This window comes from Sphingopyxis sp. J-6 (assembly GCF_046603995.1).
Taxonomy (GTDB): Bacteria; Pseudomonadota; Alphaproteobacteria; order Sphingomonadales; family Sphingomonadaceae; genus Sphingopyxis.
Genome location: NZ_CP145810.1, coordinates 4,338,970 through 4,364,149 on the forward strand (window position 1 = coordinate 4,338,970; position 25,180 = coordinate 4,364,149).

A 25,180-nucleotide genomic window follows, 5' to 3' on the forward strand; every position below is an offset into this window, starting at 1 on the left:
GTGAGCGAGTGGCCCGCTGCTGCCGATTTCTATAATCGCCAGCGTGCCGCCGACCCGGCGTTCGATGTCATCGAGGACATGTACCGAAGCCGCAGGCCATGGAACGACCTGTCGGATCGGCCTGCCAATTGGTTCGAACTGGTCAAGATCGTCCGGTCGGTCTTCGGCGTTTCAATCGATGAGGCGCATCGCCTTATCCTCTCGCACGCCGGTTTCCGTCGGCTGACCCAGGCCGCAATCGACACCGATCCGGGCTGTGCCCGCTATGTCCGCAGGGGCATCGTCCGCGGACGGATGGCAGAGATCGCCGAACTACAGGGCGAGCGGCCTGTGATCCGCCTCACTTGGCCTTCGCCCGCGCCGCGTCTATAGCTCGTTCAAACATACCGAAGAATCGGGTCGCATCATCCGCGGGGCCATGCCCCTGCAAGAGGGGGATTATCATGCGTTCGAGTCTGCGTTTCGTTTCCGTCGCCGCGATTGCCGCGATGCTCGCCGCCGTTCCGGGGTCGGCGCAAAAATCGACCGGACCCAAGGAACGTTACGAGATGGACGTCGCTACGATGTCGGGGTTCGCCGCGATGGGCGGCGGCAAGGGCGGCATCGGCGGTGCGATGGGGATGATGTTCGGCGGCGATCCGGCGAGCAAGGTCGCCTATACGCTCGACCTGCGCCTCGGTTCGAACGACGCGCCGACCGCGCCGCCGCCGAAGGGCGACCATTTCTTCCAGCCGCAGGCCAAGGTCGGCAAGTCGTTGCCGCTGATCGCGCCCGAGCGCGGGACGCCCGACCTGCCCGGCGATTTCGAACGGCCGAAGGGCCGCCTGCTCCTCTATTGGGGCTGCGGCGCCAAGGCGGGCCCGGGGCAGCCGGTGATCATCGACTTCGCCAAGGTCGCCGCGGGACAGATGCCGCCGGGGCTGATGTCGACCGCGGTGCCGATCATCCGCGAAGTGTCGGCGGCGAACAGCCGCTCCTATACCCACTGGCCGAACGGCAAGGGCAAGCAGCCCTCGTCGGGATCGTCGCTGCTCGGGGCGCACCGCATCGCGAGCAATTATGGCTCCGACATCAATTTCACCCTCGCGCAGGATTATATGCCCGGCCTGCAGGCGTCGACCGCGATCCAGCCCGACGGGTCGGTGATGATCCGCTGGGGCGCGCTCCAGCCCGCCACGGGTTACGCGGCCTGGGCGTTTGGCGGCATGGACCGCGCCGGCAGCGGCGGCGACGTCGTGTGGTGGACGAGCAGCGCGACGAAGGAATTCGGCGGCGGGCTGTGGGACTGGTTGCCGCCGGCGACCGTCGCCAACCTGATCACCAAGAAGATCGTGATGCCGCCGAGCCAGACAAGCTGCCAGATCCCGGCCGAGGTCAAGAAGGCGTCGGGTGACATGCTGGTCGGCAATCTCAACGCCTTCGGGCCCGAAGCCAATTTCTCCTATCCGCCGAAGCCCGCGGGCAATGCAGTGTGGAACATCGACTGGACCGCGAAGGTGCGCTTCCGTTCGCACACGATGCTGCTGATCGGCGCCGATTTCGGCGGCATGGGCGGCGCGGCGAGCGGCGGCAGCGACGACAGCGCGCCCGCCGAAAAGCCCAAGAAGAAGAAATGCAAGGGCCCGCTCGGCATCCCGCTTCCCGACGGTGCTTGCTGAGCTCCGCAGAGGGAATGGCGGGTTTCGGCCGAAACGCGACATCCAATCCTTCGTCACCCCGGACTTGATCCGGGGTCCATGACTTCAGCGCTGCAGTGGATTCCGGATCAAGTCCGGGATGACGAAGGTGAGTGAAGCGGGCGTCCGCTCACCACCCCAAGGCCAACCGACCCAGATTTGTCGGTCAGGCGCCGTTCACACGATGAGGCGTAAGAAAATCGCGGGGAGCTGAGTTACGAAGTACAGGAGTCGTATCATGCGTCCGCTGATTTCCACCATCCTTGCCGCGGCTGCCGTCGCCGCCGTGCCCGGCGTCGCCGCCGCGAAAGACAAGCTCGCCCCCGAAGCGAAGCTCGAGAAATTGCTCGACGGCCGCATCGCGGGCGCGCCGCAGGATTGCATCCCGCTTTCCTCGGTGAGCAGCAGCCAGATCATCGACAAGACCGCGATCGTCTATCGCGTCGGTAGCACCCTGTGGGTCAACCGCCCGAAGGGCGGTGCCCAGACGCTGAACGACGACGATATATTGGTGACCAAGCTGACCGGCAGCCAGCTGTGCAGCATCGACACAGTCGAACTGCGCGACCGGACGAGCCATATGTACAGTGGGTTCGTGTCGCTCGGCGAGTTCGTGCCCTATCGCCGCGCCAAGGCGGAATAACCCGTCGTCATTGCGAGGGCCGAAGGCCCGCGGCAATCCAGAGCGGTGTAAGCCGCACTGGATTGCTTCGCTACGCTCGCAATGACAAGATAAGGTGATGATGGATATCACCTCTCCCCCCGCCGACTGGGCGCGGCAGTTGCTTGCCTTCTGGTTCGACGCGCACGGCATGGACGACTGGTTCGGCGGCGGCCCCGGTTTCGATGCCGAACTGGACGCGCTGGTACAGGACTGGCGCGACGCGCTGCGGTCGCTGCCCGCCGCGAATTTCCTCACCGACCCAGAGACCGCGCTCGCGGCGATCCTGCTGTTCGATCAGGTGCCGCGCAACCTGCATCGCGGCGATGCCGAAGCCTTTGCCACCGACAGCCTCGCCGTCGCGATCGCGCGCGGCGTCGTCGAGCGCGGCTGGGACCGCGACTGGCCCGACGAGCGCCGCGTCTTCGCCTATCTGCCCTTCGAGCATAGCGAGGATATCGCCGACCAGCGCGAATCGCTGCGCCTCATGGCGCAGCTCGCCGATCCCTCGTTCCTCGAATATGCGCAGCAGCATTTCGATATCATCGACCGCTTCGGCCGCTTTCCGCACCGCAACGCCGCGCTCGGCCGCGCGTCGCGCCCCGGCGAGGAAGCTGCGATAGAAGAGGGCAAGAATTGGTGATAGAGCCGGTGCGAACCCTTGCGGAGCCCCGACGATGGCCGAATTCACCGAGACGCTGACCGACAAGCATATCGCCTTCATCGCGAAGCAGCCGGTCTTCTTCACCGCGACCGCGGCGGCCGGCGGGCGGATCAACCTGTCGCCCAAGGGCTATGCCGACACCTTTCGCACCCTGTCCGAAACGCAGGTCGCCTATCTCGACTTCGGCGGATCGGGCAACGAAACGCACGCGCATCTCGCCGCGGACGGGCGGATCACCATCATGTTCTGCGCCTTCGATCGCAGTGCGCTGATCCTGCGCATCTATGGCCGCGGGCGCGCGGTGTTGCCGCAGGATGCCGATTGGGGCGCGGTCGCGGCACATTTCACCCTGCTCCCCGGCACCCGCCAGATCTTCGTCATCGATGTGACAAGCGTCCAGACGAGCTGCGGCTGGGGCGTGCCGATGATGGAACTCAGCCACGAACGCGATACGCTGCAGAAATATCACCGGCAGGCCGACCCGGTGTTGTGGGTCGAGAAGTTCAAGGAACGCGACCGCAGCATCGACGGGTTGCCGACGCGGCCCACCGATCGCTTCATCACCGGCGACGCCTGATGCCGCTGGTCGAGCTGGTCCGCCTGCCGAACGGTGCCGAAGCCGAATTGCTGCGCGGCCGCCTCGAAAGCGCCGGGGTGCATGCGGTGTGCTTCGACGCGGGGATGAACATCGCCGAAAGCGTCGGGCTGCTCATCCCGGTGCGACTGATGGTGCTGGACGAGGATCTGGACGAGGCGAAGGCGTTGCTCGCCGCGTTCGACGCGCGATGAACGCAACCGAATCGGCGGCCCGTTCGTCCTGATCGCAAGACAAGCCAAGGAAAGCAGCCCCTCTCCCCCATGATCAAGGTCGCCAGTTACAATATGCGCAAGGGCATCGGGCTCGACCGCCGCCGCGATCCGGGGCGCGTGCTGTCGGTGCTCGGCGAACTCGACGCCGACATCGTCGCGCTGCAGGAAGCCGACCGGCGTTTCGGCACGCGTGCGAGCGCGATCCCGCCGCACATGTTCGCCGAACATAGCGATTATGTCCCGGTCGACCTGCTCGACGGCCGCCCCTATGCCATCGGCTGGCACGGCAATGCGCTGCTCGTCCGCAAGGGCGCCGAGGTCGAGGAAAGCCATGCACTCCACCTGCCGACGCTCGAACCGCGCGGCGCCGTCGCCGCGACGATCCGCCTCGGCGATACCAGATTGCGGGTGGTCGGCATGCACCTCGACATTTCGGGGCTGCGCCGCCGCCAGCAGGCGCGCGCGATCCTGAACCATGTCGCCGAAGGCGAGGAATTGCCGACGATCCTGATGGGCGACTGCAACGAATGGCGCGCGTCGGGCGGCTGCCTGACCGATTTCGGTGCCCGGCACCGGCTGGTCGATACCGGGCACAGCTTTCACAGCCGCCGTCCGGTGGCGAAACTCGACCGCATCTTCGCCTCGCCCGATCTCGAAGCCATCGAGGCCGGCGTCCACCGCAGCCCGCTCGCGGCGCGGGCGTCGGACCATCTGCCGATCTGGGCGCGCTTCGCGAAGGCCGGCGGATAGCCGCAAGCGGCACTACCCGAATGCCATGACCGCCATGGGGTGGGGAGCGGACGTTGCCCCATCCACTCTCGTCATCCCGGGCTTGATCCGGGATCCACGGCGGCGCCGAAGTCATGGACCCCGGATCAAGTCCGGGGTGACGATGAACGAAATGTCCGCCTCCGCCGGCTCCAGCTGCACAAAAAATAGGCATAGCGTTGCTCAGCCTGCCCATTTGACGACCGTTTCCATCGCAGCGGCGCCGCAAATCTTCACAAAATGTCAATTCTTCCCGCCCCCGCGCAATTTGGCACGGCTGTTGCACCGCAACATTGGCAGCAAGCAGAAGGGGGCATCATGAAGCTGATCCTGGCTATCATCAAACCGTTCAAGCTCGACGAGGTGCGCGAAGCGCTCACCGGGCTGGGTATCGCCGGCATGACCGTGACCGAGGTCAAGGGGTTCGGCCGGCAAAAGGGGCAGACCGAAATTTACCGCGGCGCCGAATATGCGACCAACATGGTCCCGAAGGTGAAGATCGAACTCGTTTGCGACGACGCGCTCGCATCGCGGGTGGTCGAAACGCTTCAGCAAAGCGCCGGCACCGGCTCGATCGGCGACGGCAAGATCTTCGTCCTCGACGTCGGTCAGGCGGTGCGCATCCGCACCGGCGAGACCGGCGAGGCGGCTCTCTAATGACGAAGGGGGAAAATATGACGTTCGCAAAGAAGATTGCGGCCGGCGCTGGGGCCACGGGCCTCGCGCTGTTCGCCGCGCTGCCCGCCTGGGCGCAGGAAGCCGCCGCCGCGGCGCCCGAACCCGTCGTCGACAAGGGCGACACCGCGTGGATGATGATGTCCACCGTGCTCGTGCTGGCAATGATCCTGCCCGGCCTCGCGCTGTTTTACGGCGGCCTGACGCGCACCAAGAACATGCTCTCGACGATGACGCAGATCGGCGCGCTCGCCTGTCTCGCGATGATCGTCTGGGTTTGCTACGGCTACGGCCTCGCTTTCGGGCCCGAAGGCAATGCCTTCATCGCCTGGGGCAAGTTCTTCCTTGCCGGCGTGACGCCCGACAGCCTTGCCGACACGTTCAGCGACGGCTTCAAGCTGCCCGAATATGTGTTCATTAGCTTCCAGATGACCTTTGCCGCGATCACCCTCGCGCTCGTCATCGGGGCGACGGTCGAACGCATGAAATTCTCGGCGGCGCTCGTCTTCGGCCTGATCTGGCTGACGATCGTCTATTTCCCGATCGCGCACATGGTGTGGGCGGCCGGCGGCTTCCTCTTCGAAGGCGGAATGTTCGGCACTGAATTGCCGGCAGCGCTCGACTTCGCGGGCGGCACCGTGGTGCACATCAACGCCGGCGTCTCGGCGCTCGTCGCCTCGCTGATCCTCGGCAAGCGCATCGGCTACCAGAAGGAAATCATGGCACCGCACTCGCTGACGCTGACGATGGTCGGCACCGGCCTGCTGTGGGTGGGCTGGTTCGGCTTCAACGCCGGTTCGGCGCTCGAGGCCAACGGCTCGGCGGCACTCGCGATGATCAACACCTTCGTCGCCACCGCATCGGCCGGCCTGTTCTGGATGATCGCGGAGAAGGTCGCCGGTCACAAACCTTCGGCGCTCGGCTTCTGCTCGGGCATCATTGCGGGCCTCGTCGCGGTGACGCCGGCCGCGGGCAATTCGGGGCCGTTCGGCGCCATCGTCCTTGGCGCCGTCGCTTCGCTGATCTGCTTCTATGCGGTGACCGTCCTCAAGCCGAAGCTCGGCTATGACGACGCGCTCGACGCCTTCGGCATCCACGGCATCGGCGGCATCGTCGGCGCGATCGGCACCGGCATCGTCTATGCGCCGAGCCTCGGCGGCCCCGGCGGCGACGATTTCGCCATGGGTCCGCAGATCGCAACCCAGATCATTGCGGTTATCGTCGCCATCGTCTGGGCCGTCATCGGCACGACGATCGCGGTCTACATCGCCAAGGCGCTCACCGGCCTCCGGGTTTCGGAAGAGGTCGAACGCGAAGGGCTCGACCTCGGCGAACATGGCGAGCGGGCCTATAATATCTGACGAGACAGGATACCCGCCGCCGCGCGCTCTCCTCTTTCAAAAGGGCGGCGGGATCCTACCGGGGTTCCTCCTGCGAACCACTGGCCGGGGCTTGTCCCCGGCCTCTTTTTTATCGTTGGTGGCCGGAACGGCCACGAGCCCGGGGCTTGTCCCATGCCTCTTTTTTGTGCGGCATTTTTGTGCACGCAACGGGCGTTCGGCAAAGCGAAATTACCCCTTTCCAACATGACATTAATGTGGCATTCATTGCGTCAACAGTTTCAGGAGGGGAGAGCCTGAAAGGCTGGGCCGGGACGCAAGTCCCGGCCCTCTTTTTTTGTGCGCAGCACGTCTGTCACAAAGAAACCGCGGTTTTCAGCCCTTGTTGCGGCGATAGCGCAGCACGGCAAAGACGCGCCAACTGCCGTCGGCCTGCAGGACCGAATCGCTGACAGCCAGGGTTCCGCCCTCTTCGAGCGTGTAGGTCGAGCGGCCGATCTCGACGTCGGCGCTGCCCCAATGCGTCCACCACACCGGCCCTTCGATGCCCCCCGAAACGGGGCGCGTACGGCCATAGCTGTCGGTCCATTTTCCGCCGACCCGGCCCCTCGCATCGAGACTATATCCCGCGTCCGCCGAATAGCGCACCGGCGGCGTTCCATCGATGCTCAGGCGATAGGTAAGCGACGTCGTGCCGCTTTCGCCGGGCACAATCTCCAGCGTCGCGGTCGCAGGCTTGCCGAACGCTTCGCCCGCCCCGCTCCAGCTGCCGTGCCAGGCGGCGAGCGATAGCGATTCGGCAGGGGCCGCCGGCGCGACCAGCGCCGCCACCGCCCACCAGAGCGGCGTCATGCCGCCATCTCGGACTGCGAGAACATGAAGGCGTTGCCGTCGGGATCGTAGAAGGTGATCAGCTTAACCAGTCCCGGAATATGCTGGATGTCGCCATCCTGCCGCACGCCTTCGGCATCGAGATGCGCCTTCGCTGCGTCGATGTCGGCGACCTCGAACACATTGGTCGCGCCGCCGCCCTGCGTCACGCTTTCGACCTCGCTGAGCCCGATGTTGACCCCCGCCATCGGCGTCGCCAGCTCGCACCAGCCGATTTCGTCGGCACGGTAGAGCAGCTTGCACAGCATCACCCGCTCGTACCAGGCGATCGATGCGGTCATGTCGCGGACCCCCATCGAACAGGTGAGTTCGGATCCGATCTGAAGCGCCATGTCTGTCCTCCCGTTATCGTACGGCAATCGACCATGGCGGGAATCATCCGGCCCAAGTCGCTTGCCCATATGGTCTGATTTGTATAGTTAGTTGCAAATGCGGTCAACCACAGCCGATCCTTTGCTCGTCCAGCTTGGCAGCCATCGCTGGCTGGTGCCGCTGCTCGCCGATCTCGCGGCCTACGGCGGCGCGCGCTTCATCGAGCTGGTTCACCGGCTGGGCCTGCCGCGGGACAGCCTGACACGCACCCTCGACGCCGCCGCGGCGATCGGCTGGGTGCAGCGCAACCCCGGCGACGGCCACCCGCTGCGCCCCGAATATATATTGACCGGAACGGGCAGGACTGCAGCCGCGCGCGCCGCGACGATCGCCGCGGCGCAGCGCGCGATCGGCCTGCCCCCCGGTGCCGCGACGCGCTGGGGCCTGCCGCTCGTCGCCGGGATTGGCGCCGGGCACGACCGCTTCAACGCGCTGTCGCGCCTGCTCGCCCCCGCGACGCCGCGCGCGCTGTCGCAGGGCCTGACCGCACTCGGCAACCATGGGCTGGTGACGCGCGAGATACTCGACCTGCGCCCGCCGGCGAGCTGCTATGAATTGACAGAGAATGGGCGGCGGCTGGCTGCGGCTTGCACTTAATGTACCCCGGCGAAAGCCGGGGCCCAGAGGCTTGGCGTGAACTGTCTTGGGCCCCGGCTTTCGCCGGAGTACAGTTTAATTCAGCGCCGCCTTCACGAAGTCGGCTGCGCGTTCGCCGATCATGATGCTCGGCGCGTTGGTGTTGCCGCTGACCAGCCGCGGCATGATGCTCGCGTCGGCGACCCACAGCCCGTCGACGCCGTTGAGCTTCAGCGCCGGATCGACCACCGCATCGGCGTCGCTGCCCATCCGGCACGTGCCGACGGGGTGATAGACGGTGTCGGCGCGGCTGCGGATCAGCGCGTCGAGCGCGGCATCGTCGTCCAGATCGACCGGATGGCGGTCGACCCCGGCATAGTCCGACAGCGGCGGCGCCGCCGCGATGCGATGCATCATCCGCACCCCCGCGCGCAAGGTCGCCATGTCGCGCTCGTCGGTCAGGAAACCCGGGTCGATCAGCGGCGCCGCGGCGGCATCGGGCGACGCCAGCGTGACCGACCCGCGGCTTTCGGGACGCAGGACGCAGGCGTGGCAGGAAAAACCATGTCCCTTCACCTTCGTCCGCCCATGGTCCTCGAGCATCGCGGGAACGAAATGATACTGGATGTCGGGCGCGGGCAGGTCGGGGCGCGATTTCCAGAAGCCGCCCGCCTCGGCGAAGCAGGTCGTCATGATCCCGGTCCGTTTCGTGCGATGCTCGAAGATCGCCTTGACCATCCGCCAGGTGCCGCCGGCGCTGTCGCCGAACGGGTCGGTCGAGCGCGTCTCCCAGCTCGACACATAGTCGATATGGTCCTGCAGGTTCGCGCCGACGCCGGCCCGGTCGAGCGCGACGTCGATGCCCTTGTCTTTCAGGTGCGCGCCCGGCCCGATCCCCGACAGCATCAGGATTTGCGGGCTGTTGAAGGCGCCCGCCGACAGGATCACGCCGCCGCGCGCGCGCAGCGTCTCGCGCTTCGATCCGCGGCGGATGACGACGCCGGTCGCGCGGCCGTTCTCGACGACGATCTTTTCGACCAGCGCGCCGGTGCGGACCGCGAAATTGCCGTGCGCGCGCAGCGGCTCGACATAGGCGCGCGCCGCCGACCAGCGCTCGCCCGCCTTCTGCGTCACCTGATAGAGGCCGAAGCCTTCCTGATGGGCGCCGTTGAAATCGGCGGTGCGCGGCAGTTGCAGCGCCGCGGCGCTTTCGACGAACCGCCGGCTGGTCACATTGGTCCAGCGCTGGTCCATGACATGGAGCGGGCCGTCGGCGCCGTGCCATTCGTCGGCGCCGCGCTCATTGCCCTCGCTGCGCCTGAAGAAGGGCAGCACGTCGGCGTAGCTCCACCCCGTCGCGCCGAGTGACGCCCACTGATCGTAATCGAAGGCGTGACCACGGATATAGACCATCGCGTTGATCGCGCTCGACCCGCCGAGCCCGCGGCCGCGTGGCTGGTAGCCGATCCGGCCGTTCAGCCCGCGCTGCGGCACCGTCCCGTAGCGATAGTTGGACGCATCGGGGATGAAGGGCATGAAGCCCGGCGTCTTGACCCGGATCGTGTCGTTCCGCCCGCCCGCCTCGATCAGGCAGACCGTCCGCCTGCCGTCCTCGGCGAGCCGCCCCGCCGCCGCGCTCCCCGCGCTGCCGCCGCCGATGACGATGATGTCGAACTGATCCATGCTGCGATGCTCCCTAGCGCCGCCTGTGGCGGTCTCCCGGATGCTTACATGAATGTCATTAGAGGGAGTGGCAAGAAGCTTCGTCATTGCGAGGAGCGTCAGCGACGAAGCAATCTCCAGCCATCGGTCGAGCATCATCGTTAGCTGGAGATTGCTTCGCTCCGCTCGCAATGACGATATTACTCCGCCGGTTCCTCCACCGGCCGTCCTGCCGCCCAGCGTTCCTTGATCATCGCGCTCGTCGCGCGGCTGCCGTCGTGGCTCCAGCCGGGCTCGCGCCACATATAGCTGAGCTTGTGCCGCCACGGCGCGTGCCAGACGTCCTTCGCGATGCCGACCCATTCATGGACCGCAGCCCACAGGATGTTGAAGCTGCCGAGCTGCTTGACGATGCCATAGCGCACCGGCTCGTCGTCGCGTTCGGCAACGAAGCTGCCGAACATCTTGTCCCAGATGATGAAAACGCCGGCATAGTTGGCGTCGAGGTAGCGCGGATTGACGCCGTGATGGACGCGGTGATGCGACGGGGTGTTCATCACCGCCTCGAACCACTTGGGCAGCCGCTTGATCGCCTCGGTATGGATCCAGAACTGGTAGATGAGGTTGAGCCCGGCGCAGAAAAAGACCATCGCGGGCGGAAAGCCGATCAGGAACAGCGGCAGGCGGAAGAGGAAGGTCAGGCTGAAAAAGCCGGTCCACGTCTGCCGCAGCGCGGTCGAGAGATTATAATGCTGGCTGCTGTGGTGGATGACATGGCTCGCCCAGAACCAGCGGACGCGGTGTGCGCTCCTGTGGAAGGCATAATAGGCCAGATCGTCGAGGAAGAAGCAGAGGATCCACGCCCACCACCATGTCTGGAACGCGATCCCGATGTCGAACAGCCGGAACTGATAGACCCAGACCGACATGCCGATCACCGCCGCGCCGACGAGCGCGCCCGCGACCTGACTCACCGTTCCGAGCATCAGCGACGTCAGCGTATCGCGCGCCTCGTAGCGGCTCCTGTCGCGCCGCAGCGAGAGGATCATCTCGGCGATCAGCAGCAGGATGAAAGCGGGGACCGCATAGACGACGGGATCGGGAAGCTCAGGCACGCACGATCTCCCGCATCCGTGATGCCCACATCCCCGCCTCCTTCCCCAGTTGCAGCGTCACCGCGCCGAAGGTCTTCTCCGGCATCGTCAGCGTCAGGAAATCCTTGTCGAGCCGCCCCACGACGCTGGCGTCGACCGGCCGCGCCGCAAAGAAATTACCGTGCGCGCGGACCAGCATCATCCGCCCCTCGGCATTGCGGACGATCGCCGCGAAACCGGCGCGGTCGCGCGCGACCTCGACGCCATGAAACCCGGCCTCGGCCTCTTCGGCAAGGCGGATCGCATGATCGGCATCGGCGATACGCGGGTCGGCGCCGAGGCCCATCCGCTTGACCAGCCAGGCGACGAAGATCACCGCGACGAGCGATGCGCCGAGCTGGATCAAAGCGGCCTGATTCATTTTTCCCCCGCGAGCGCGTCCAGCATCGGCCGCAGCCCCGTCAGGTCGTAACCCGCCTTCGCCGCCGCATCGACGATGCCGCCGACATCGTCGCCGGCGCGGGCGCGGGTCAGCGCCCAGAGGTGTGTCGAGCGCGTCCCCGAACGGCAGTAAGCGAGGATCGGTCCCGTCGCGTGCGACAATATCTTGTCGAGCGCGTCGATCTGCGCATGGCTGAACCCCGCATGGCCGACCGGGATCGCGGCATAGGCGAGCCCCTCCGCCGCGGCGGCGTGGGCGATATCGTCGCCCTGCGGCGCCGACGGCTCCTCGCCGTCGGGACGGTTGTTGAGCACCATCGCAAAACCTTGCGCCTTGGTCTCGGCGACATCTTCGATGCCGATCTGCGGCGCGACGCTGAACTGGGCGGACAGGGGACGAAAATCGCTCATGACCGCGATCTACTCCCACCGCCCGCGTGCTGACAAGCTTGAAGGTGCAACAGCGCTTGGCGGATGCATCAGAACTGGCGGATCACGTTCAGAAACGCATCGCCCCACGCCTCGAGCTTCTTGCCGCCGACGCCGGGAATATCCGCCAGCGCGCTGCGCGTCGCGGGACGTTCGCTCGCCATCGCGCGCAGCACCGCGTCGTGGAAGATGACATAGGGCGGCACCCCCGCCTCCGTCGCCAGTTCGCGCCGCATCGCCCGCAATGCATCGAACAGCGGATCGCCGACGGGGTTCGCCGCGGCGCGATCGGCCCGCCCCGCGCGCTGCAACCGCTTCGCGGGCGGTTCGGCGATCAGCACCGGCAGTTCGCCCTTCATCGCCGCGCGGCCGGCAGGGCCGAACATCAGCCCGCCATGCTCGGTGGTCGCGAGGACCTCGCGCGCGACGAGCGTCCGGACGAGCGGCTTGATCAGCCGCGCCTCCTCGCCCGCGACGATGCCGAACACCGACAGCTTGTCGTGCCCGCGCCCCACGATGCGTTCGTCGCTCTTTCCGGTCAGCACCGCTTCGACATGCCCGGCGCCGAAGCTCTGCCCGGTGCGATAGACCGCACTAAGCAATTTCTGCGCCAGCACCGTCGCATCGACCTGGCGCGGCGGATCGAGGCAATTGTCGCAATTGCCGCAGCGTTCGGGCGGGATTTCGCCGAAATGGCGGAGCAGCAGCGCGCGGCGGCATTCGACCGTCTCGACGAGCGCGCCGAGCGCGTTGAGCCGCGCCCGCTCGCCCGCGATACGCACCTCGGGCAGCTCGCCGAGCCGCATCCGCGCGCGCGCGAAATCCTCGGCGCCCCACAGCATCAGCGCCTCGGCAGGGTCGCCGTCGCGGCCGGCACGGCCGGTCTCCTGATAATAGCTTTCGATCGACTTCGGCAGGCCCGCGTGCGCGACGAAGCGCACGTCGGGCTTGTCGATCCCCATGCCGAAGGCGACCGTCGCGGTGACGATGCCGTCCTCCGACGCGACGAAATCATGCTGGACCTGCGCGCGCCGCTCGGGGTCGAGCCCGGCGTGATAGGCGGCGACGCTGCGTCCCGTCGCCGCGGCGAGCTTTGCCGCCATCCGTTCGGTCCCGTCGCGCGTCGGGCAATAGACGATGCCCGGACCCGGATTGGCGGCGATGAAGTCGGTGAGCTGCTTTGCCGGGCTGACCCGCGGGGTGACCCGATAGCGGATATTCGGCCGGTCGAACCCTGCGAGCACCAGCCCCTCGGCCGGGATGCCGAGCTGGATCAGGATATCCTCGCGCGTGTGCCGGTCCGCCGTTGCGGTCAGCGCGAGCCGCGGCACGTCGGGAAAGGCGTCGAGCAGCGGGCGAAGCAGGCGGTAATCCGGACGGAAATCATGCCCCCATTCCGACACGCAATGCGCCTCGTCGATCGCGAACAACGCCGGGCGCCGCGCATCCATCAGCGACCGGAACCCCTCGCCCGTCGCACGTTCGGGCGCGATATAAAGGAGGTCGAGCTGGCCGTCGCGATACGCCTGCCGCGTGTCGGCGAAATCGGCATCGACGCTGGTCAGCGAGGCGGCGCGAATCCCCGCCGCGCGCGCGCCGCGGAGCTGGTCGTGCATCAGCGCGATCAGCGGCGACACCACGACGACGCAGCCGTCGAACGCGACGGCGGGAAGCTGGTAGGTCAGCGACTTGCCCGCCCCCGTCGGCATCACCGCAAGCGTCCGTTCGCCGGCCATCACCCGCCCGACGACTTCCGCCTGCTTGCCGCGGAAGGCATCGAAACCGAAGGTCGATTTAAGGAGCGGGAGGAGCGCGTCGACGGGCATCGGACGGGGCGATAGGGCGGAAGCGCCAAGGGGGGAAGCCCCCAAGCGCGTCATTGCGAGCAAAGCGAAGCAATCTCCAGCCCTCGAACCCGCGCAAGTCCCGGGGCTGGAGATTGCTTCGTCGCTTTGCTCCTCGCAATGACGAAGGTCATCCCCGCGCCAGCAGTGCCCGTTCGGCCATCCGCGCCGCGGTTTCGCGTTCGGCCATCACGACATGGTCGGCGCCGCGGCGGACAAGGTCGTTCACCTCCTCGTCCGAATGGGCGCGCGCGACGATGACCAGCTTGGGATTGATCGCGCGGGCGCGGCGGACGATCGCGCCGGCCTCGACCCCTTCGGGAATCGCGATCAGCAAGGTCGAGGCGGTGTCGAGTCCGGCCTGACGCAGCACGCTCTCGCTCGCGGCGTTGCCGACGATCACCGCGGCGCCCGCTGCCCCGGCGGCGGCGGCCATGTCCTTCTGGTCCTCGATCACCGTCAGCGTCTCGCCGCGTCCGCACAGCAGTTCGCCGATATGGCTGCCGACGCGGCCAAAGCCGATCAGCACGGTGCGCGCGGGCTCGGCCGCCACCGTCTCGACATCGGCGTCGCCGTCGGCCTCGGGCGCCTCCTCCGACCGGATGCGCCGCACCGCGAGAGTGAAGAAGAGCGGGTTGAACAGGATCGACAGGATCGATCCTGCGAGGATCAGGTCGCGCGCCTCGGCCGGCATCACCTTCAGCGCGACACCGAGCCCGGCAAGGATGAAGGAAAATTCGCCGATCTGGGCGAGGCTGACCGACACCGTCAGCGCGGTCTGGTTGGGATGGCCGAAGGCGCGGACGATCGCCCATGCCGCGAGCGACTTGCCCAGCACGATGATCGCGACCGTCGCGATCACCGGCCCCGGCTGCTCGACGAGCACCTTGGGGTCGAAGAGCATGCCGACCGAGACGAAGAACAGTACCGCAAAGGCGTCGCGCAGCGGCAGCGTCTCCTCGGCGGCGCGGCGGCTGAGTTGCGTCTCGCCGAGGATCATCCCCGCGAAGAAGGCACCGAGCGCAAAGCTGACGTCGAACACCACCGCCGCGCCGAACGCGACCCCGAGCGCGATCGCGAGCACGGCGAGGCGGAACAGCTCGCGCGAACCGGTGTGCGCCACCCAGTGCAGCACCCATGGCAGGATGCGCCGTGCGACGACCAGCATGAAGGCGACGAACCCCACGACCTTGAGCGCGACGATCCCCGCCGACTGGAGCAGGCCCGCCGAGCCGCCCTCATCGCCGCGGCCGCCGAACAGCGCGGGGAGGAGGACAAGCGCCAGCACCATCGCCAGATCCTCGACGATCAGCCAGCCGACCGCGATGCGGCCCTTTTCGGTTTCGACCATGTCGCGCGCCTGCAGCGCGCGCAGCAGCACGACGGTGCTCGCGACCGACAGCGCCAGCCCGAACACGGCGCTGCCCGCGAGCGACCAGCCGAGCCACAGCCCGAGCCCGATGCCAAGCCCTGTCGCGACCGCCATCTGGACGATCGCCCCCGGCACCGCGATCTTGCGCACCGACAGCAGATCCTTCAGCGAGAAGTGCAGCCCGACGCCGAACATCAGCAGGATGACGCCGATCTCGGCCAGCTGCATCGCCAGCCCGGTGTCGGCAACGAAACCGGGCGTGAACGGCCCGACCATCACCCCCGCAAGCAGATAGCCCGCGATCGGCGAAATCTTCAGCCGGTGCGCGAGCGCGCCCATCAGAAAGGCGACGCCGAGGCCCGCGACCACGGTGCCGATCAGGGTTGTGTCATGCGGCATGTTCCCCCTGCGTAAGGGGGTGAGGTGCAGGGGGTCAACCCAACCCGACCAATTTAGTTGCGATTGATGGGGTGCGGCCGCGGAACGGTGCGCGACGGCGACTAAACCGTCCCCTCTTCCTTCTCCGCCTGCTGGCGTGCCCACATGTCGGCATAGAGCCCGCGCATGGCGAGGAGCTGGTCGTGCGTGCCGGTTTCGGCGACGCGGCCCTTTTCCAGCACGATGATCCGGTCGGCGCCCGTTACCGTCGACAGGCGGTGCGCGATCACCAGCGTCGTGCGGCGCTCGGCGATGCGGTCGAGCGTGTCCTGGATCGCCGCCTCGGTGCGGCTGTCGAGCGCGCTCGTCGCTTCGTCGAGGATCAGCAGCGGCGGATTCTTGAGCAGCGTGCGCGCGATCGCGACGCGCTGTTTCTCGCCGCCCGACAGCTTGAGCCCGCGCTCGCCGACCTCGGTGTCATAGCCCTGTGGCAACAGCGCGATGAAGCCGTCGATCGCGGCGCCCCTGGCGGCCGCCGCGATGTCGGCGGCGCTCGCGTCCTCGCGGCCATAGGCGATATTGTAGCCGATCGTGTCGTTGAACAGCACCGTGTCCTGCGGGACGATGCCGATTTCGGCGCGCAGGCTTTGCTGCGTCACCTGCGCAATATCCTGGTCGTCGATCGTGATCCGCCCGCCCTGCGGGTCGTAGAAGCGGAAAAGCAGCCGCGCGATCGTCGACTTGCCCGCCCCCGACGGCCCGACGATCGCCAGCGTCTCGCCCGCCCCCACCGCAAAGCTGACCCCGTTCAGGATCGTCCGGTCGGGTTCGTAACCGAAGACGACATTCTCGAACGCCACCGCGCCGCCGTTCACGACAAGCGGCCACGCCCCGTCGACGTCGCGGATTTCGGGCGGCGTGTCGATCAGGCGGAACATCGCCTCCATATCGATGAGGCCCTGCCGGATGACGCGATAAACCATGCCGAGCATGTCGAGCGGACGGAAGAGTTGCGCGAGCAAGGTGTTCACCAGCACGACGTCGCCGACCTTATACTCGCCGGTCGACCAGCCCCAGACGGTATAGGCCATCGCGCCCGCCATCGCGGCGTTGGTGATGAAGCTCTGCCCGACGTTGAGCCAGGCGAGGCTGTTCTCGCTCTTCACCGCGGCGCGTGCATATTGGTCGGCGACGTCGCGGTACCGCGCCGCCTCGCGCTCTTCGGCGCCGAAATATTTGACCGTTTCGTAATTGAGCAGGCTGTCGACGCTGCGCCCGACGGTCAGCGTGTCGAGGTCGTTCATGCGGACGCGCAGCGCATTGCGCCAGTCGGTGACCTTGCGCGTGAAGATGATGTAGAGAATGACCATCAGCGCGGTCGCGCTGGCAAGGCCGAAGCTGAACTTGCTCCAGAAGATGACGAGCACCGCGACGAGTTCGATCACCGTCGGCGCGATGTTGAACAGCAGGAAATAGAGCATCGTGTCGATGCTCTTCGTCCCGCGCTCGATCACCTTGGTCACTTCGCCGGTGCGGCGCGCGAGATGGAAGCGGAGGCTCAGTGCATGGAGGTGGGTGAAGGTCGCGATCGCGAGTTCGCGCGTCGCATCCTGCCCGACGCGTTCGAACACGACGTTGCGGAGATTGTCAAAGAGCACGCCGGCAAAGCGCGCACCGGCATAGGCGAGGACAAGGCCGATCGCGAGCGCGACGCCTTCCTCCATCCCCGGCGCCATGCGATCGATCGCGGCGCCGTAAAGAAAGCCCATCGACAGCTGCACGCCCTTCGACGCGAGCACGATCAGCGCCGCAGCGATAATGCGAACCTTGTGTTCGGTGTGCCCCGCCGGCCACAGATAAGGCAGGAAACGCTTCAGCGTCGCCAGAACGGGCGGTTCGCGGCTGGCGTCGGCGCTGGTGGAGGTATCGGGCGGCATGCGCGCCCCATGTAGGGACGCGCAGAGCTTACGCCAAGCGCCGAACCGTCAGCGCGAATCGCGATAGCCGGCGCGGCGCATCAGGCGATCGATCAGCCGGCGTTCGCCGGGTGTAGGGCCGGGAATGACCGGAGCTTGCGGGTTGTCGCGGTGGCCGGACATGAGCCGGCGCGGCGGGGCGATGGGCGGAATGCGCATGGCTGTACCTTTTGCGCGGCATCGCCCCCTTGGCACCGCGGGTGGTTGGTCCCCGCCACCACCCTGTCCCCGTCATGCTTTCGGCAAAACGAAGAGGGGTGGTTACTGCTTTCTTTCCGGTACCGTGAAGGTGCCGGTCACGCGTCCGCCGGTGCCGCCCTGTACCGGATTGCCGTCGGGGCCGCGCGCCGCGCCGCGTCCGTCAACCGTCGCCCGCCCCGAATTGAGGTCGATCACCAGCCGCCCGCCGTTCAGGCGATTGCCGCGCTGGGTCAACTGGACATTGCCGACCATCGTGATCAGCCGCCGGTCGAGGTCGTAGATCGCGACATTGCCCGAGGCGCGCTCGTCGCCCTTGACCACGGTCACCCCGCCGGTCGCGTCGAGCCGGTTGACGTCGGTGCCGCCCGAGCGCGTGTAGGCGACGGTCATCCGCGGCGCGGTGACCGTCAGCCCGGCCTGCGTCACGCGGACATCGCCGGCGAGCACAACGCGGTCGGCGCGGTCCTGCACCTCGATGCTGCCCGCCGCGAAATCGACCGGAGCGCTGCTGTTATGATTGGCGAGCGCCTGCGCCTGCGCGGCATCGCCGGCGCCGGTGGAAACGAGCGCGAGACCGGTGAGCGCAAAGGAGGCGCCCGCGATCGCCATGCTCTTCATGGTCCAGAGGCGGTTCATTTGAGCACTCCCTGATTGATCCTGAGCCGCGCGTTGCCCGACAGGCGGACGATCCGCTGGTCGAGGTCGGCCGACAGCTGATTGGCCGAAAACGGCCCGATATTCAACGCGCCATTGACCCCGCCGCGCCCGACGAGGCTGCGGCTCTTGAGGTCGATCGCGACATTGCTGGCATCGATGCGATACCCGCCGGCGCTGCGCACCTTCACCGTTCCCGGCACGTCGACCTTTTCGGTGTCCATATTATAGGCGCCGTTCGCCGCGGCGATCGTCGCGGGACCGTCGGCGAGTTTGATCGCGCCCGACAGTTCGTTCATTTTCACGATCGGCTCGGCGCTCGACTGCTGAACCGCGCTGCCGGCGAGCAGGGCGAAGGGCTGTCCCTTGGCATCCTGGCCGCGATATTCGGCGCGCGTCACCTTCATCCGCTCCTTCGCCACCTCGACCTTGTCCTTGGCGAGCAGGAAGCTGATCTCGGTGCGCTGGGTAAAGGGCGAGAAGATCAGGATCGCGGCGACGACGCCGATGACCAGCGGCAGGCCATAGCGCAGGATGCGCACGACCTTGTCGTGGCTCGACCCGCTGGCCGCCCACATCCGGCGCATCGTGCGATCAAGATCGGCGCGTTCGGACATCCGCGAATCGCTTCCTTAGGTGTGCGCGAAGATGTCGACCTCGGGCCAGCCGGCCAGGTCGAGCGCGGCGCGCGTCGGCAGGAAATCGAAACAGGCCTGCGCGAGGCCGGTGCGCCCTTCGCGCGCCAGCCGGGCGTCGAGTATGTCCTTCATCGCATGCAGGAAGCGCACGTCGCTCGCCGCATAGTCGCGCTGCGCGTCGCTGAGTTCGGCGGCGCCCCAGTCGCTCGACTGCTGCTGTTTCGACACATCCTGCCCGAGCAATTCGCGCACCAGTTCCTTGAGCCCGTGGCGGTCGGTATAGGTGCGCACCAGCTTCGAGGCGATCTTGGTGCAATAGACGGGCGCGGTCACGACGCCGAGCGCGTGCTGCAGCGCCGCGATGTCGAACCGGGCAAAATGGAACAGTTTCAACCGGTTGGGATCGGTCAAGATCGCCTTGAGCACCGGCGCGTCATAGGCGCTGCCGGGTCCGAAGCGGACAAGATGCTCGTCGCCCGACCCGTCGCTTATCTGGACGAGGCACAGCCGGTCGCGCAGCGGGTTGAGCCCCATGGTCTCGGTATCGACGGCGACGGCCCCGGGGCCCAGCACCCCTTCGGGCAGATCTTCTTCGTGGAAATAGACGCTCATCCGCCCGCCTTAGGCCAAGCGGCCGCGCCGCTCAATGACTGGTTTGCACGCGCCTGCGCGACCCGCCCGAAGCCCACGGCAAAGCGTGGTAATCGCGCAACAGCGGCTTGAATTTTCTGTTCGCAGGAGCCTCGCAAATAGGTTATATATTGCGTTCTTGGCGGCACGGGGCGAGTCTGTGCCCGTGGTGAACTGCGTCCCCGTCCGGCGCAAAGAGCCGGCTGAATGGGTGATGGACGAACCGAAAGCGACTATTAGACTATGAGTTTCAACAAGGATCGCCGCGGCCAGCGGGGGCGCGGCAAGCGCGATGATTTCGGCAATTTCGACAGCTTCGAACCTGCACCCTATGGCGGCGATAGCTATGGCGGTGGGCGCGGCGGCTTCGGCGACCGCGATCGCGGTGGTTTCGGCGGCGGCGACCGTGGCGGCGGCTTCGGTGGTGGCGATCGCGGCGGCGGCTTTGGCGGCGGCGGTGGTGGCGGCTTCGGCGGCGGACGCGGCGGCGGCATGCCGGCGCAGGTTGTCGGCGAAGGCCAGGGCACGGTGAAATTCTTCAACCCGTCGAAGGGCTTCGGCTTCGTCGCCCGCGACGACGGCGGCGAGGACGTGTTCGTCCACATCAGCGCGGTCGAGCAGGCGGGCCTGCAGGGTCTCGCCTCGGGCCAGCCGCTCGGCTTCACGCTTGTCGAACGCAACGGCAAGGTGTCGGCGATCGATCTCAAGATCGAAGGCGAACCGATGCCGGTCGAGGAATTCGCTCCGCGTCGCGACGATCGCGGCGGCCCCGGCGGCGACCGTCCGGGCGGCGCCCGCGGCCGGCGCCAGCTCACCGGCGAACGCACCTCGGGCACGGTGAAGTTCTTCAACACCACCAAGGGCTTCGGCTTCATCGCGCGCGATGACGGACAGGCCGATGCCTTCGTCCACATCAGCGCCGTCCAGCGCGCCGGCATGGCGGGCCTCGAAGAGGGCGACCGCGTCGCCTTCGACATCGAGGTCGACGATCGCGGCAAGTTCGCCGCGGTGAACCTGCAGCCGCATCAGGACTGACGGCGGCACAAGCAAAACGGAAAGGGCGGCCTCGGGCCGCCCTTTTTGTTTCGGCTCCGCGTGACCGGCCCCGGAATGTCCGAATGACGGCTTCGGGGTGGGGAAGCAGTTATACGTTGCTATAAGAACAGAGTATGTCGTTCCTAAGGACCAAATTTTTCGATGTGTCTCGCGCGACGCTTCTGAAGCGGCTTGCTAGAGGTGTCACTCAGCTCACGATCAGAAATCGAGCCTATTACGACGCACCTGATTGCGCGGAATGCCTGAAACAAGGCAACGAGGCCATCCACAGGCTGAACGGACATCTACGCGACCTTTTGGACGCCGAGGAAGTGTTAACTGAAAGTCGCAAGGACGGGATCATAGAGGCGCTAAGTCTTCTTTCGCCCCCAGCATTGGATCGGATCATTCACCCTCTCCAGTAGTGTCCGCAATCGGCCGGGAGCAGACATGTCCTTCTTCGTCACCCCGGACTTGATCCGGGGTCCATGACTTCAGCGCCGCAGTGGATCCCGGATCAAGTCCGGGATGACGAAAATGGGTGGAGCTATGTCAGCTCCCCACCCCAATGCCGTCCTTCCTCGCCCAGCCTGCTACAGCGCCGGCAGCGACTGGCTCGCAAATCCCCAGCCCTTGAGTTCGGCGCTGCCCGCGCGTTCGAGCAGTTCGGCGGCATCCCCGATTGTCCACGTCCCGGCGCTTTCGATATCGGCGAGCGCATCCCAGCCGACCGGCACCGCGACCGGCGCGCCTTCGCGGGCGCGGGCCGAGTATGGCATGATCGCGGTGCTGCCGCGCTGGTTACGGAGGTAATCGATGAAGATCTTGCCCTTGCGTTTTGCCTTGCTCATCGTCGCGACATAGCGGTCGGGTTCGGCGAGGCTGAGCGCCTCGGCAAAGCGTTTCGAGAAGTCCTTGTGCGCGTCCCAGTCATGCCCCGGATCGAGCGGCACGACGACATGCACCCCCTTGCCGCCCGACAGCATCGCGAAGCTGACGAGGCCGATGTCGGCGAGCTGGCGGCGGATGTCGGCGGCCGCCTTTTTCACATCGGCGAACGCGAGCCCTTCGTCGGGATCGAGATCGAAAACCATACGGTCGGGCTTTTCGAGCGCGTCGACATGGCTGCCCCAGCCGTGGAACTCGATCGTCCCCATCTGGACGCAGGCAAGGATGCCGTCGGCGTCATCGATATAAAGATAATCCTCGTGCCCGCCGTCCTTCTCGCGGATCGGGATGTGGTGGACATGGTCGCCGAACGAACCGCTGTCGTGTTTCTGAAAGAAGCATTTTTTCGCGCGCCCCTGCGGGCAGCGGACGAGGCTGATCGGGCGGCGCGCCATGTGCGGCAGCATCACCGGTGCGACCGCGGCGTAATAATCGGCGAGATCGCCCTTCGTCGCCTTGGCCTCGGGAAAGATGACGCGGTCGCGGCTGCTGATCGTCACGTCGCTCGCCGGTTCGGGCGCCGGCTGCTGCTTTTCGGGGGTCACCTCTTTCGCCTCCTTGTCGCGGCGCAGGCCGAGAAAACTGGCATGGCGCACCGAGCCGCCGGCGGTAAATTCGGCAAAGGCGATTTCGGCGACCAGATCGGGCTTCAGCCAATGGACCTTGCGCGCGACGGTCGCATCGACGTCGACCGGCGCCGTCTTGCGTTCGCGTGCCGCAAATTTCTTCGCAAGGTCGGCCATCGTCGCGGCGTCGAAACCGGTGCCGACATTGCCCTTGTAGACGAGCTTGCCTTTCTCGCGCTGGGCGAGGAGGAGCGAGGCAAAGGCGCGGCCCTTCGCCGATGACGGGTTCCAGCCGACGAGGATGAACTCCTGGCGGCGGGTGCATTTGACCTTCACCCAGTTTTTCGAGCGGCGGCCCGAATAAGCGGCGTCGGCGCGCTTCGAGATGATGCCCTCCTGCCCGGCGCCGCACATCGCGGCATAGAGCGTCTCGCCGGCGCCGATGACATGATCGGCGACCGCGACCGGGGGCCGGGCGCCCCGGAGCACCCCTTCGAGCCGCTCCTTGCGTTCGAGATTGCCGAGTTTGGCGAGCGATTTGCCGCATTCTTCGAGCAGGTCGAAGGCAAAAAAACTGAGGTCATTATCCTCACCCTGTTCGCCGTGACCGCGTTTCAGCACCGCCTGCAGCGCCGAAAAATCGGGATTGCCGTCCTTGCCATAGGCGACGATTTCGCCGTCGATCAGGCAGGGCGGCAGATCGAGTGCCGCGATATGGCGGACGAGCGGGGCGAACTTGTCGGTCCAGTCGAGACCGCCCCGAGTAAAGACGCGGACGTCACCGCCCGATGCGGCAATTTCGGCGCGATAGCCGTCATATTTGATTTCGTGGAACCAGCCGTTCCCGGTCGGCACCGCATCGACGAGCGTCGCGAGCTGGAGCGGGCGGAATTTCGGCGGCTTGCCGCGCGCCTTCGGCCTGGCGACGGGTTTGGCGACCTGTTTGTTATGCGCCGCGGCGGCGGCCATCTTCTTCGCGAAAGCCGCACCCTTCGCACCCTTCAGCGACTGCTCGCCGCCCTTGTCGGCGGCGATGTCGGCCATCGTCCGGTCGGTGAGCACGCTGGTAAGCTGACGCCCCACCAGGTCGTCGGCACCCCCGGCAAAAGCATCGTCGACCTTGCGCAGCAGCCAGTTCTCGCGCTTCTCCCCGGGGCGCGGCTTCATGCGGACGAGCAGCCATTCGCCCTTCATCCGGGTCCCGTCGAGCGTGAAATGGAGATGGCCCTTTTCGATATCCTTCGCACTCTTGCCCGCTATGGGCGCCCAGGTACCGCGATCCCACAGCATCACCGTGCCGCCGCCATATTCGCCCTTGGGGATCACGCCCTCGAAATCGGCGTAGCTCATCGGATGGTCTTCGGTGCGCACCGCGAGGCGCTTGTCGGCCGGATCGGCGCTCGGGCCTTTGGTGACCGCCCAGCTTTTGAGCACGCCGTCGACTTCAAGGCGGAAGTCGTAATGGAGCCGCGTCGCGTCATGCTTCTGGACGATGAAGCGGTTGCCGGCTCCCTTGAGGACCTTGCCCGCCGGTTCGGGGGTCAGCTTGAAGTCACGCTTGGCATTATATCGGGAAAGGGGATCGGCGCGGGCCATGTCACGCGCGCTTGCGTTCCGGCGCCTTTCGCGCGGGCGCCTTCTTCGCCGCGGCTTTCTTCGCCGGCGCCTTTTTTTCGGCGGCGGCGGGCGGCTTTTTCTTGCCGTCGACCGACGCCTTCAGCGCCGCCATCAGGTCGATGACGTTCGAACCGCGATCGATTGCGGCCGGCTCCTCGACATCCTCGAGGATCTTCCTGCCCTTGGCCTTCGCCTTCTTCGCGATCACGCGCTTCAGCGCGTCGACATAGTGATTGTGATAGTCGGACGCGTCGAACTTGCCGCTTTTCTTGCCGATCAGCGTTTCGGCGAGATCGAGCAGGTCGGCGTCGGGCTTGCCGGTGCCGACGTCGCGGAAATAATTCGCCGCCTTGTTCACCTCGTCGGCATAGCGCAGCACTTCGAGCACCAGCCCGCGCCCGCACGGGCGGAGCGCGACGAGCTGTTCCTGCCCGCGCAGCGACAACTGGCCGAGCCCGACCTTCTTCGTGCGTTTGAGCGCTTCGCGCAGCACGATATAGGCCTCTTCGGCGAGCTCGTCGGCGGGGACGACATAATAGGGCTTGGTATAATAGAGGACGTCGATCTCGTCGGTGCCGACGAACTGGACGAGTTCGAGCGTGCGCTTGCTTTCGAGCTTCACCGCCTCGATCTCGTCCTCTTCGAGCAGGACATATTGGCCCTTCGACATCTCATAGCCCTTGACGATATCATCGGTGTCGATCGGGCCGATGCCGGGGACGATCTTTTCATATTTGACCGGCTTGCCGCTCGGTTCGTGGATCTGGCGAAAGCTGATCGCCGCGCCCGATTTGGTCGCCGGATAGATTTCGACCGGAATCGACACCAGCGCGAGCCGGATCTGTCCCTTCCAATAAGCGCGTGCGGCCATGATTCACCTCTGCTTCGGGCCGGTGCTCCCCACGCGAGTCCCAATGCATGGCGGCGCGGCGCGTTCCCTTCGCGAACGGAATCGGTTTACAGCCGATTGCGGCGGCCTTCGCCGCTTGCTATGGGCGCGCTCGATGAGCAACGCAGCCCCCGCCCCCGAAACGATCCGCACGCCCAAGACCCGTATCGCCTGCGACGGAACCGGCGACGGGCTGGCCGACGCCGCGCTGGGCCACCCGCGCGTGTGGCTTGAGATCGATACCGACGAAGGCTTTGCCGACTGCGGTTATTGCGACCGCCGCTTCATCCTCATCGGCGGGATCGCCGACAAAGGCTAGGTGCCGGCGGTGAGCCCAGCCCGGCCGCCCCAATTCTCCGCACGCCCGAGATTC

Annotated in this window: 26 protein-coding genes; 12 read left to right on the plus strand and 14 right to left on the minus strand. The window is 66.5% G+C overall.

Translation table 11 applies throughout. The features are described from left to right. From V6U71_RS20645 to V6U71_RS20685, 9 genes are all read left to right on the plus strand, one after another. Entirely contained in the window at positions 1-372 is a 372-nt protein-coding gene (locus V6U71_RS20645; protein WP_411340159.1) for a hypothetical protein, read from the plus strand. Between the two features lie 71 nt (positions 373-443). Beyond that, positions 444-1,658 (plus strand): hypothetical protein, encoded by a 1,215-nt coding sequence (locus tag V6U71_RS20650; protein ID WP_411340160.1) that lies wholly within the window; start codon positions 444-446, stop codon positions 1,656-1,658. A 256-nt stretch (positions 1,659-1,914) separates the two neighbouring features. Beyond that, a complete protein-coding gene (locus tag V6U71_RS20655; RefSeq protein WP_411340161.1) occupies positions 1,915-2,319 on the plus strand; it encodes a hypothetical protein in 405 nt (134 codons plus the stop codon). 97 nt (positions 2,320-2,416) lie between these two features. Next, positions 2,417-2,980 (plus strand): DUF924 family protein, encoded by a 564-nt coding sequence (locus tag V6U71_RS20660; RefSeq protein WP_411340162.1) that lies wholly within the window; start codon positions 2,417-2,419, stop codon positions 2,978-2,980. Positions 2,981-3,014: 34 nt separating this feature from the next. Next, positions 3,015-3,578: a pyridoxamine 5'-phosphate oxidase family protein gene (locus V6U71_RS20665; RefSeq protein ID WP_411340163.1), complete on the plus strand. Its 564-nt coding sequence runs from the start codon at positions 3,015-3,017 to the stop codon at positions 3,576-3,578. Further along, entirely contained in the window at positions 3,578-3,790 is a 213-nt protein-coding gene (locus tag V6U71_RS20670) for a DUF2007 domain-containing protein (protein ID WP_054589778.1), read from the plus strand. Before V6U71_RS20665 ends, V6U71_RS20670 begins: the two co-directional genes overlap by 1 nt. Before the next feature lie 69 nt (positions 3,791-3,859). After that, positions 3,860-4,561, plus strand: a complete 702-nt coding sequence (locus V6U71_RS20675; protein WP_411340164.1) for an endonuclease/exonuclease/phosphatase family protein — start codon at positions 3,860-3,862, stop codon at positions 4,559-4,561. Between the two features lie 336 nt (positions 4,562-4,897). Beyond that, positions 4,898-5,236, plus strand: a complete 339-nt coding sequence (locus V6U71_RS20680; protein ID WP_054590471.1) for a P-II family nitrogen regulator — start codon at positions 4,898-4,900, stop codon at positions 5,234-5,236. A 17-nt stretch (positions 5,237-5,253) separates the two neighbouring features. After that, positions 5,254-6,615 (plus strand): ammonium transporter, encoded by a 1,362-nt coding sequence (locus V6U71_RS20685; RefSeq protein WP_411340165.1) that lies wholly within the window; start codon positions 5,254-5,256, stop codon positions 6,613-6,615. 354 nt (positions 6,616-6,969) lie between these two features. Here the strand turns inward: V6U71_RS20685 and V6U71_RS20690 are convergent, their stop codons facing one another. Together V6U71_RS20690 and V6U71_RS20695 are read right to left on the minus strand one after the other, a co-directional pair. Beyond that, complete coding sequence (locus V6U71_RS20690; RefSeq protein ID WP_411340166.1) at positions 6,970-7,446, minus strand: hypothetical protein; 477 nt, start codon at positions 7,444-7,446, stop codon at positions 6,970-6,972. Beyond that, positions 7,443-7,817, minus strand: a complete 375-nt coding sequence (locus tag V6U71_RS20695; RefSeq protein ID WP_054589775.1) for a VOC family protein — start codon at positions 7,815-7,817, stop codon at positions 7,443-7,445. The genes V6U71_RS20690 and V6U71_RS20695 overlap by 4 nt, the downstream gene beginning before the upstream one ends. Positions 7,818-7,914: 97 nt before the next feature. Between V6U71_RS20695 and V6U71_RS20700 the strand changes: the two genes are divergently transcribed. Continuing rightward, positions 7,915-8,454, plus strand: coding sequence for a winged helix-turn-helix transcriptional regulator (locus tag V6U71_RS20700; protein ID WP_411340167.1), 540 nt, complete (start codon positions 7,915-7,917; stop codon positions 8,452-8,454). A 75-nt stretch (positions 8,455-8,529) separates the two neighbouring features. Here the strand turns inward: V6U71_RS20700 and V6U71_RS20705 are convergent, their stop codons facing one another. The 10 genes from V6U71_RS20705 to V6U71_RS20750 form a co-directional block, all read right to left on the minus strand. After that, the gene (locus tag V6U71_RS20705; protein ID WP_411340168.1) at positions 8,530-10,116 is read right to left on the minus strand and encodes a GMC family oxidoreductase; all 1,587 of its coding nucleotides are present in this window, start codon (positions 10,114-10,116) and stop codon (positions 8,530-8,532) included. 179 nt (positions 10,117-10,295) lie between these two features. Continuing rightward, positions 10,296-11,210, minus strand: coding sequence for a sterol desaturase family protein (locus V6U71_RS20710; RefSeq protein ID WP_411340169.1), 915 nt, complete (start codon positions 11,208-11,210; stop codon positions 10,296-10,298). Then, positions 11,203-11,610 carry a hypothetical protein gene (locus V6U71_RS20715; RefSeq protein WP_411340170.1) on the minus strand — a complete coding sequence of 136 codons (408 nt, stop codon included), beginning with the start codon at positions 11,608-11,610 and terminating at the stop codon, positions 11,203-11,205. The genes V6U71_RS20710 and V6U71_RS20715 overlap by 8 nt, the downstream gene beginning before the upstream one ends. Next, a complete protein-coding gene (locus V6U71_RS20720; RefSeq protein ID WP_411340171.1) occupies positions 11,607-12,041 on the minus strand; it encodes a TIGR01244 family sulfur transferase in 435 nt (144 codons plus the stop codon). Before V6U71_RS20720 ends, V6U71_RS20715 begins: the two co-directional genes overlap by 4 nt. A gap of 68 nt (positions 12,042-12,109) precedes the next feature. After that, complete coding sequence (gene recQ / locus V6U71_RS20725; RefSeq protein ID WP_411340172.1) at positions 12,110-13,885, minus strand: DNA helicase RecQ; 1,776 nt, start codon at positions 13,883-13,885, stop codon at positions 12,110-12,112. Positions 13,886-14,033: 148 nt separating this feature from the next. Then, entirely contained in the window at positions 14,034-15,674 is a 1,641-nt protein-coding gene (gene ybaL / locus V6U71_RS20730; RefSeq protein ID WP_411340173.1) for a YbaL family putative K(+) efflux transporter, read from the minus strand. 101 nt (positions 15,675-15,775) lie between these two features. Beyond that, positions 15,776-17,590, minus strand: a complete 1,815-nt coding sequence (locus tag V6U71_RS20735; RefSeq protein WP_411340174.1) for an ABCB family ABC transporter ATP-binding protein/permease — start codon at positions 17,588-17,590, stop codon at positions 15,776-15,778. A gap of 300 nt (positions 17,591-17,890) precedes the next feature. Then, entirely contained in the window at positions 17,891-18,466 is a 576-nt protein-coding gene (locus V6U71_RS20740) for an LptA/OstA family protein (RefSeq protein ID WP_411340175.1), read from the minus strand. Further along, positions 18,463-19,101, minus strand: a complete 639-nt coding sequence (gene lptC / locus V6U71_RS20745; protein ID WP_054732186.1) for an LPS export ABC transporter periplasmic protein LptC — start codon at positions 19,099-19,101, stop codon at positions 18,463-18,465. Before lptC ends, V6U71_RS20740 begins: the two co-directional genes overlap by 4 nt. A 15-nt stretch (positions 19,102-19,116) precedes the next feature. Further along, positions 19,117-19,734, minus strand: a complete 618-nt coding sequence (locus V6U71_RS20750; protein WP_411340176.1) for a ribonuclease D — start codon at positions 19,732-19,734, stop codon at positions 19,117-19,119. 261 nt (positions 19,735-19,995) lie between these two features. On the opposite strand from V6U71_RS20750, the gene V6U71_RS20755 reads away from it, so the two are divergent. Continuing rightward, positions 19,996-20,787, plus strand: a complete 792-nt coding sequence (locus V6U71_RS20755) for a cold-shock protein (RefSeq protein ID WP_411340177.1) — start codon at positions 19,996-19,998, stop codon at positions 20,785-20,787. A 593-nt stretch (positions 20,788-21,380) separates the two neighbouring features. Here the strand turns inward: V6U71_RS20755 and ligD are convergent. After that, a complete protein-coding gene (gene ligD / locus V6U71_RS20760; protein WP_411340178.1) occupies positions 21,381-23,897 on the minus strand; it encodes a DNA ligase D in 2,517 nt (838 codons plus the stop codon). 1 nt (position 23,898) lies between these two features. Continuing rightward, a complete protein-coding gene (locus tag V6U71_RS20765; protein WP_411340179.1) occupies positions 23,899-24,789 on the minus strand; it encodes a Ku protein in 891 nt (296 codons plus the stop codon). 133 nt (positions 24,790-24,922) lie between these two features. Here V6U71_RS20765 and V6U71_RS20770 point away from each other — a divergent pair, with 133 nt between their 5' ends. Beyond that, complete coding sequence (locus V6U71_RS20770; protein ID WP_054589786.1) at positions 24,923-25,126, plus strand: zinc-finger domain-containing protein; 204 nt, start codon at positions 24,923-24,925, stop codon at positions 25,124-25,126. Positions 25,127-25,180: the final 54 nt, after the last annotated feature.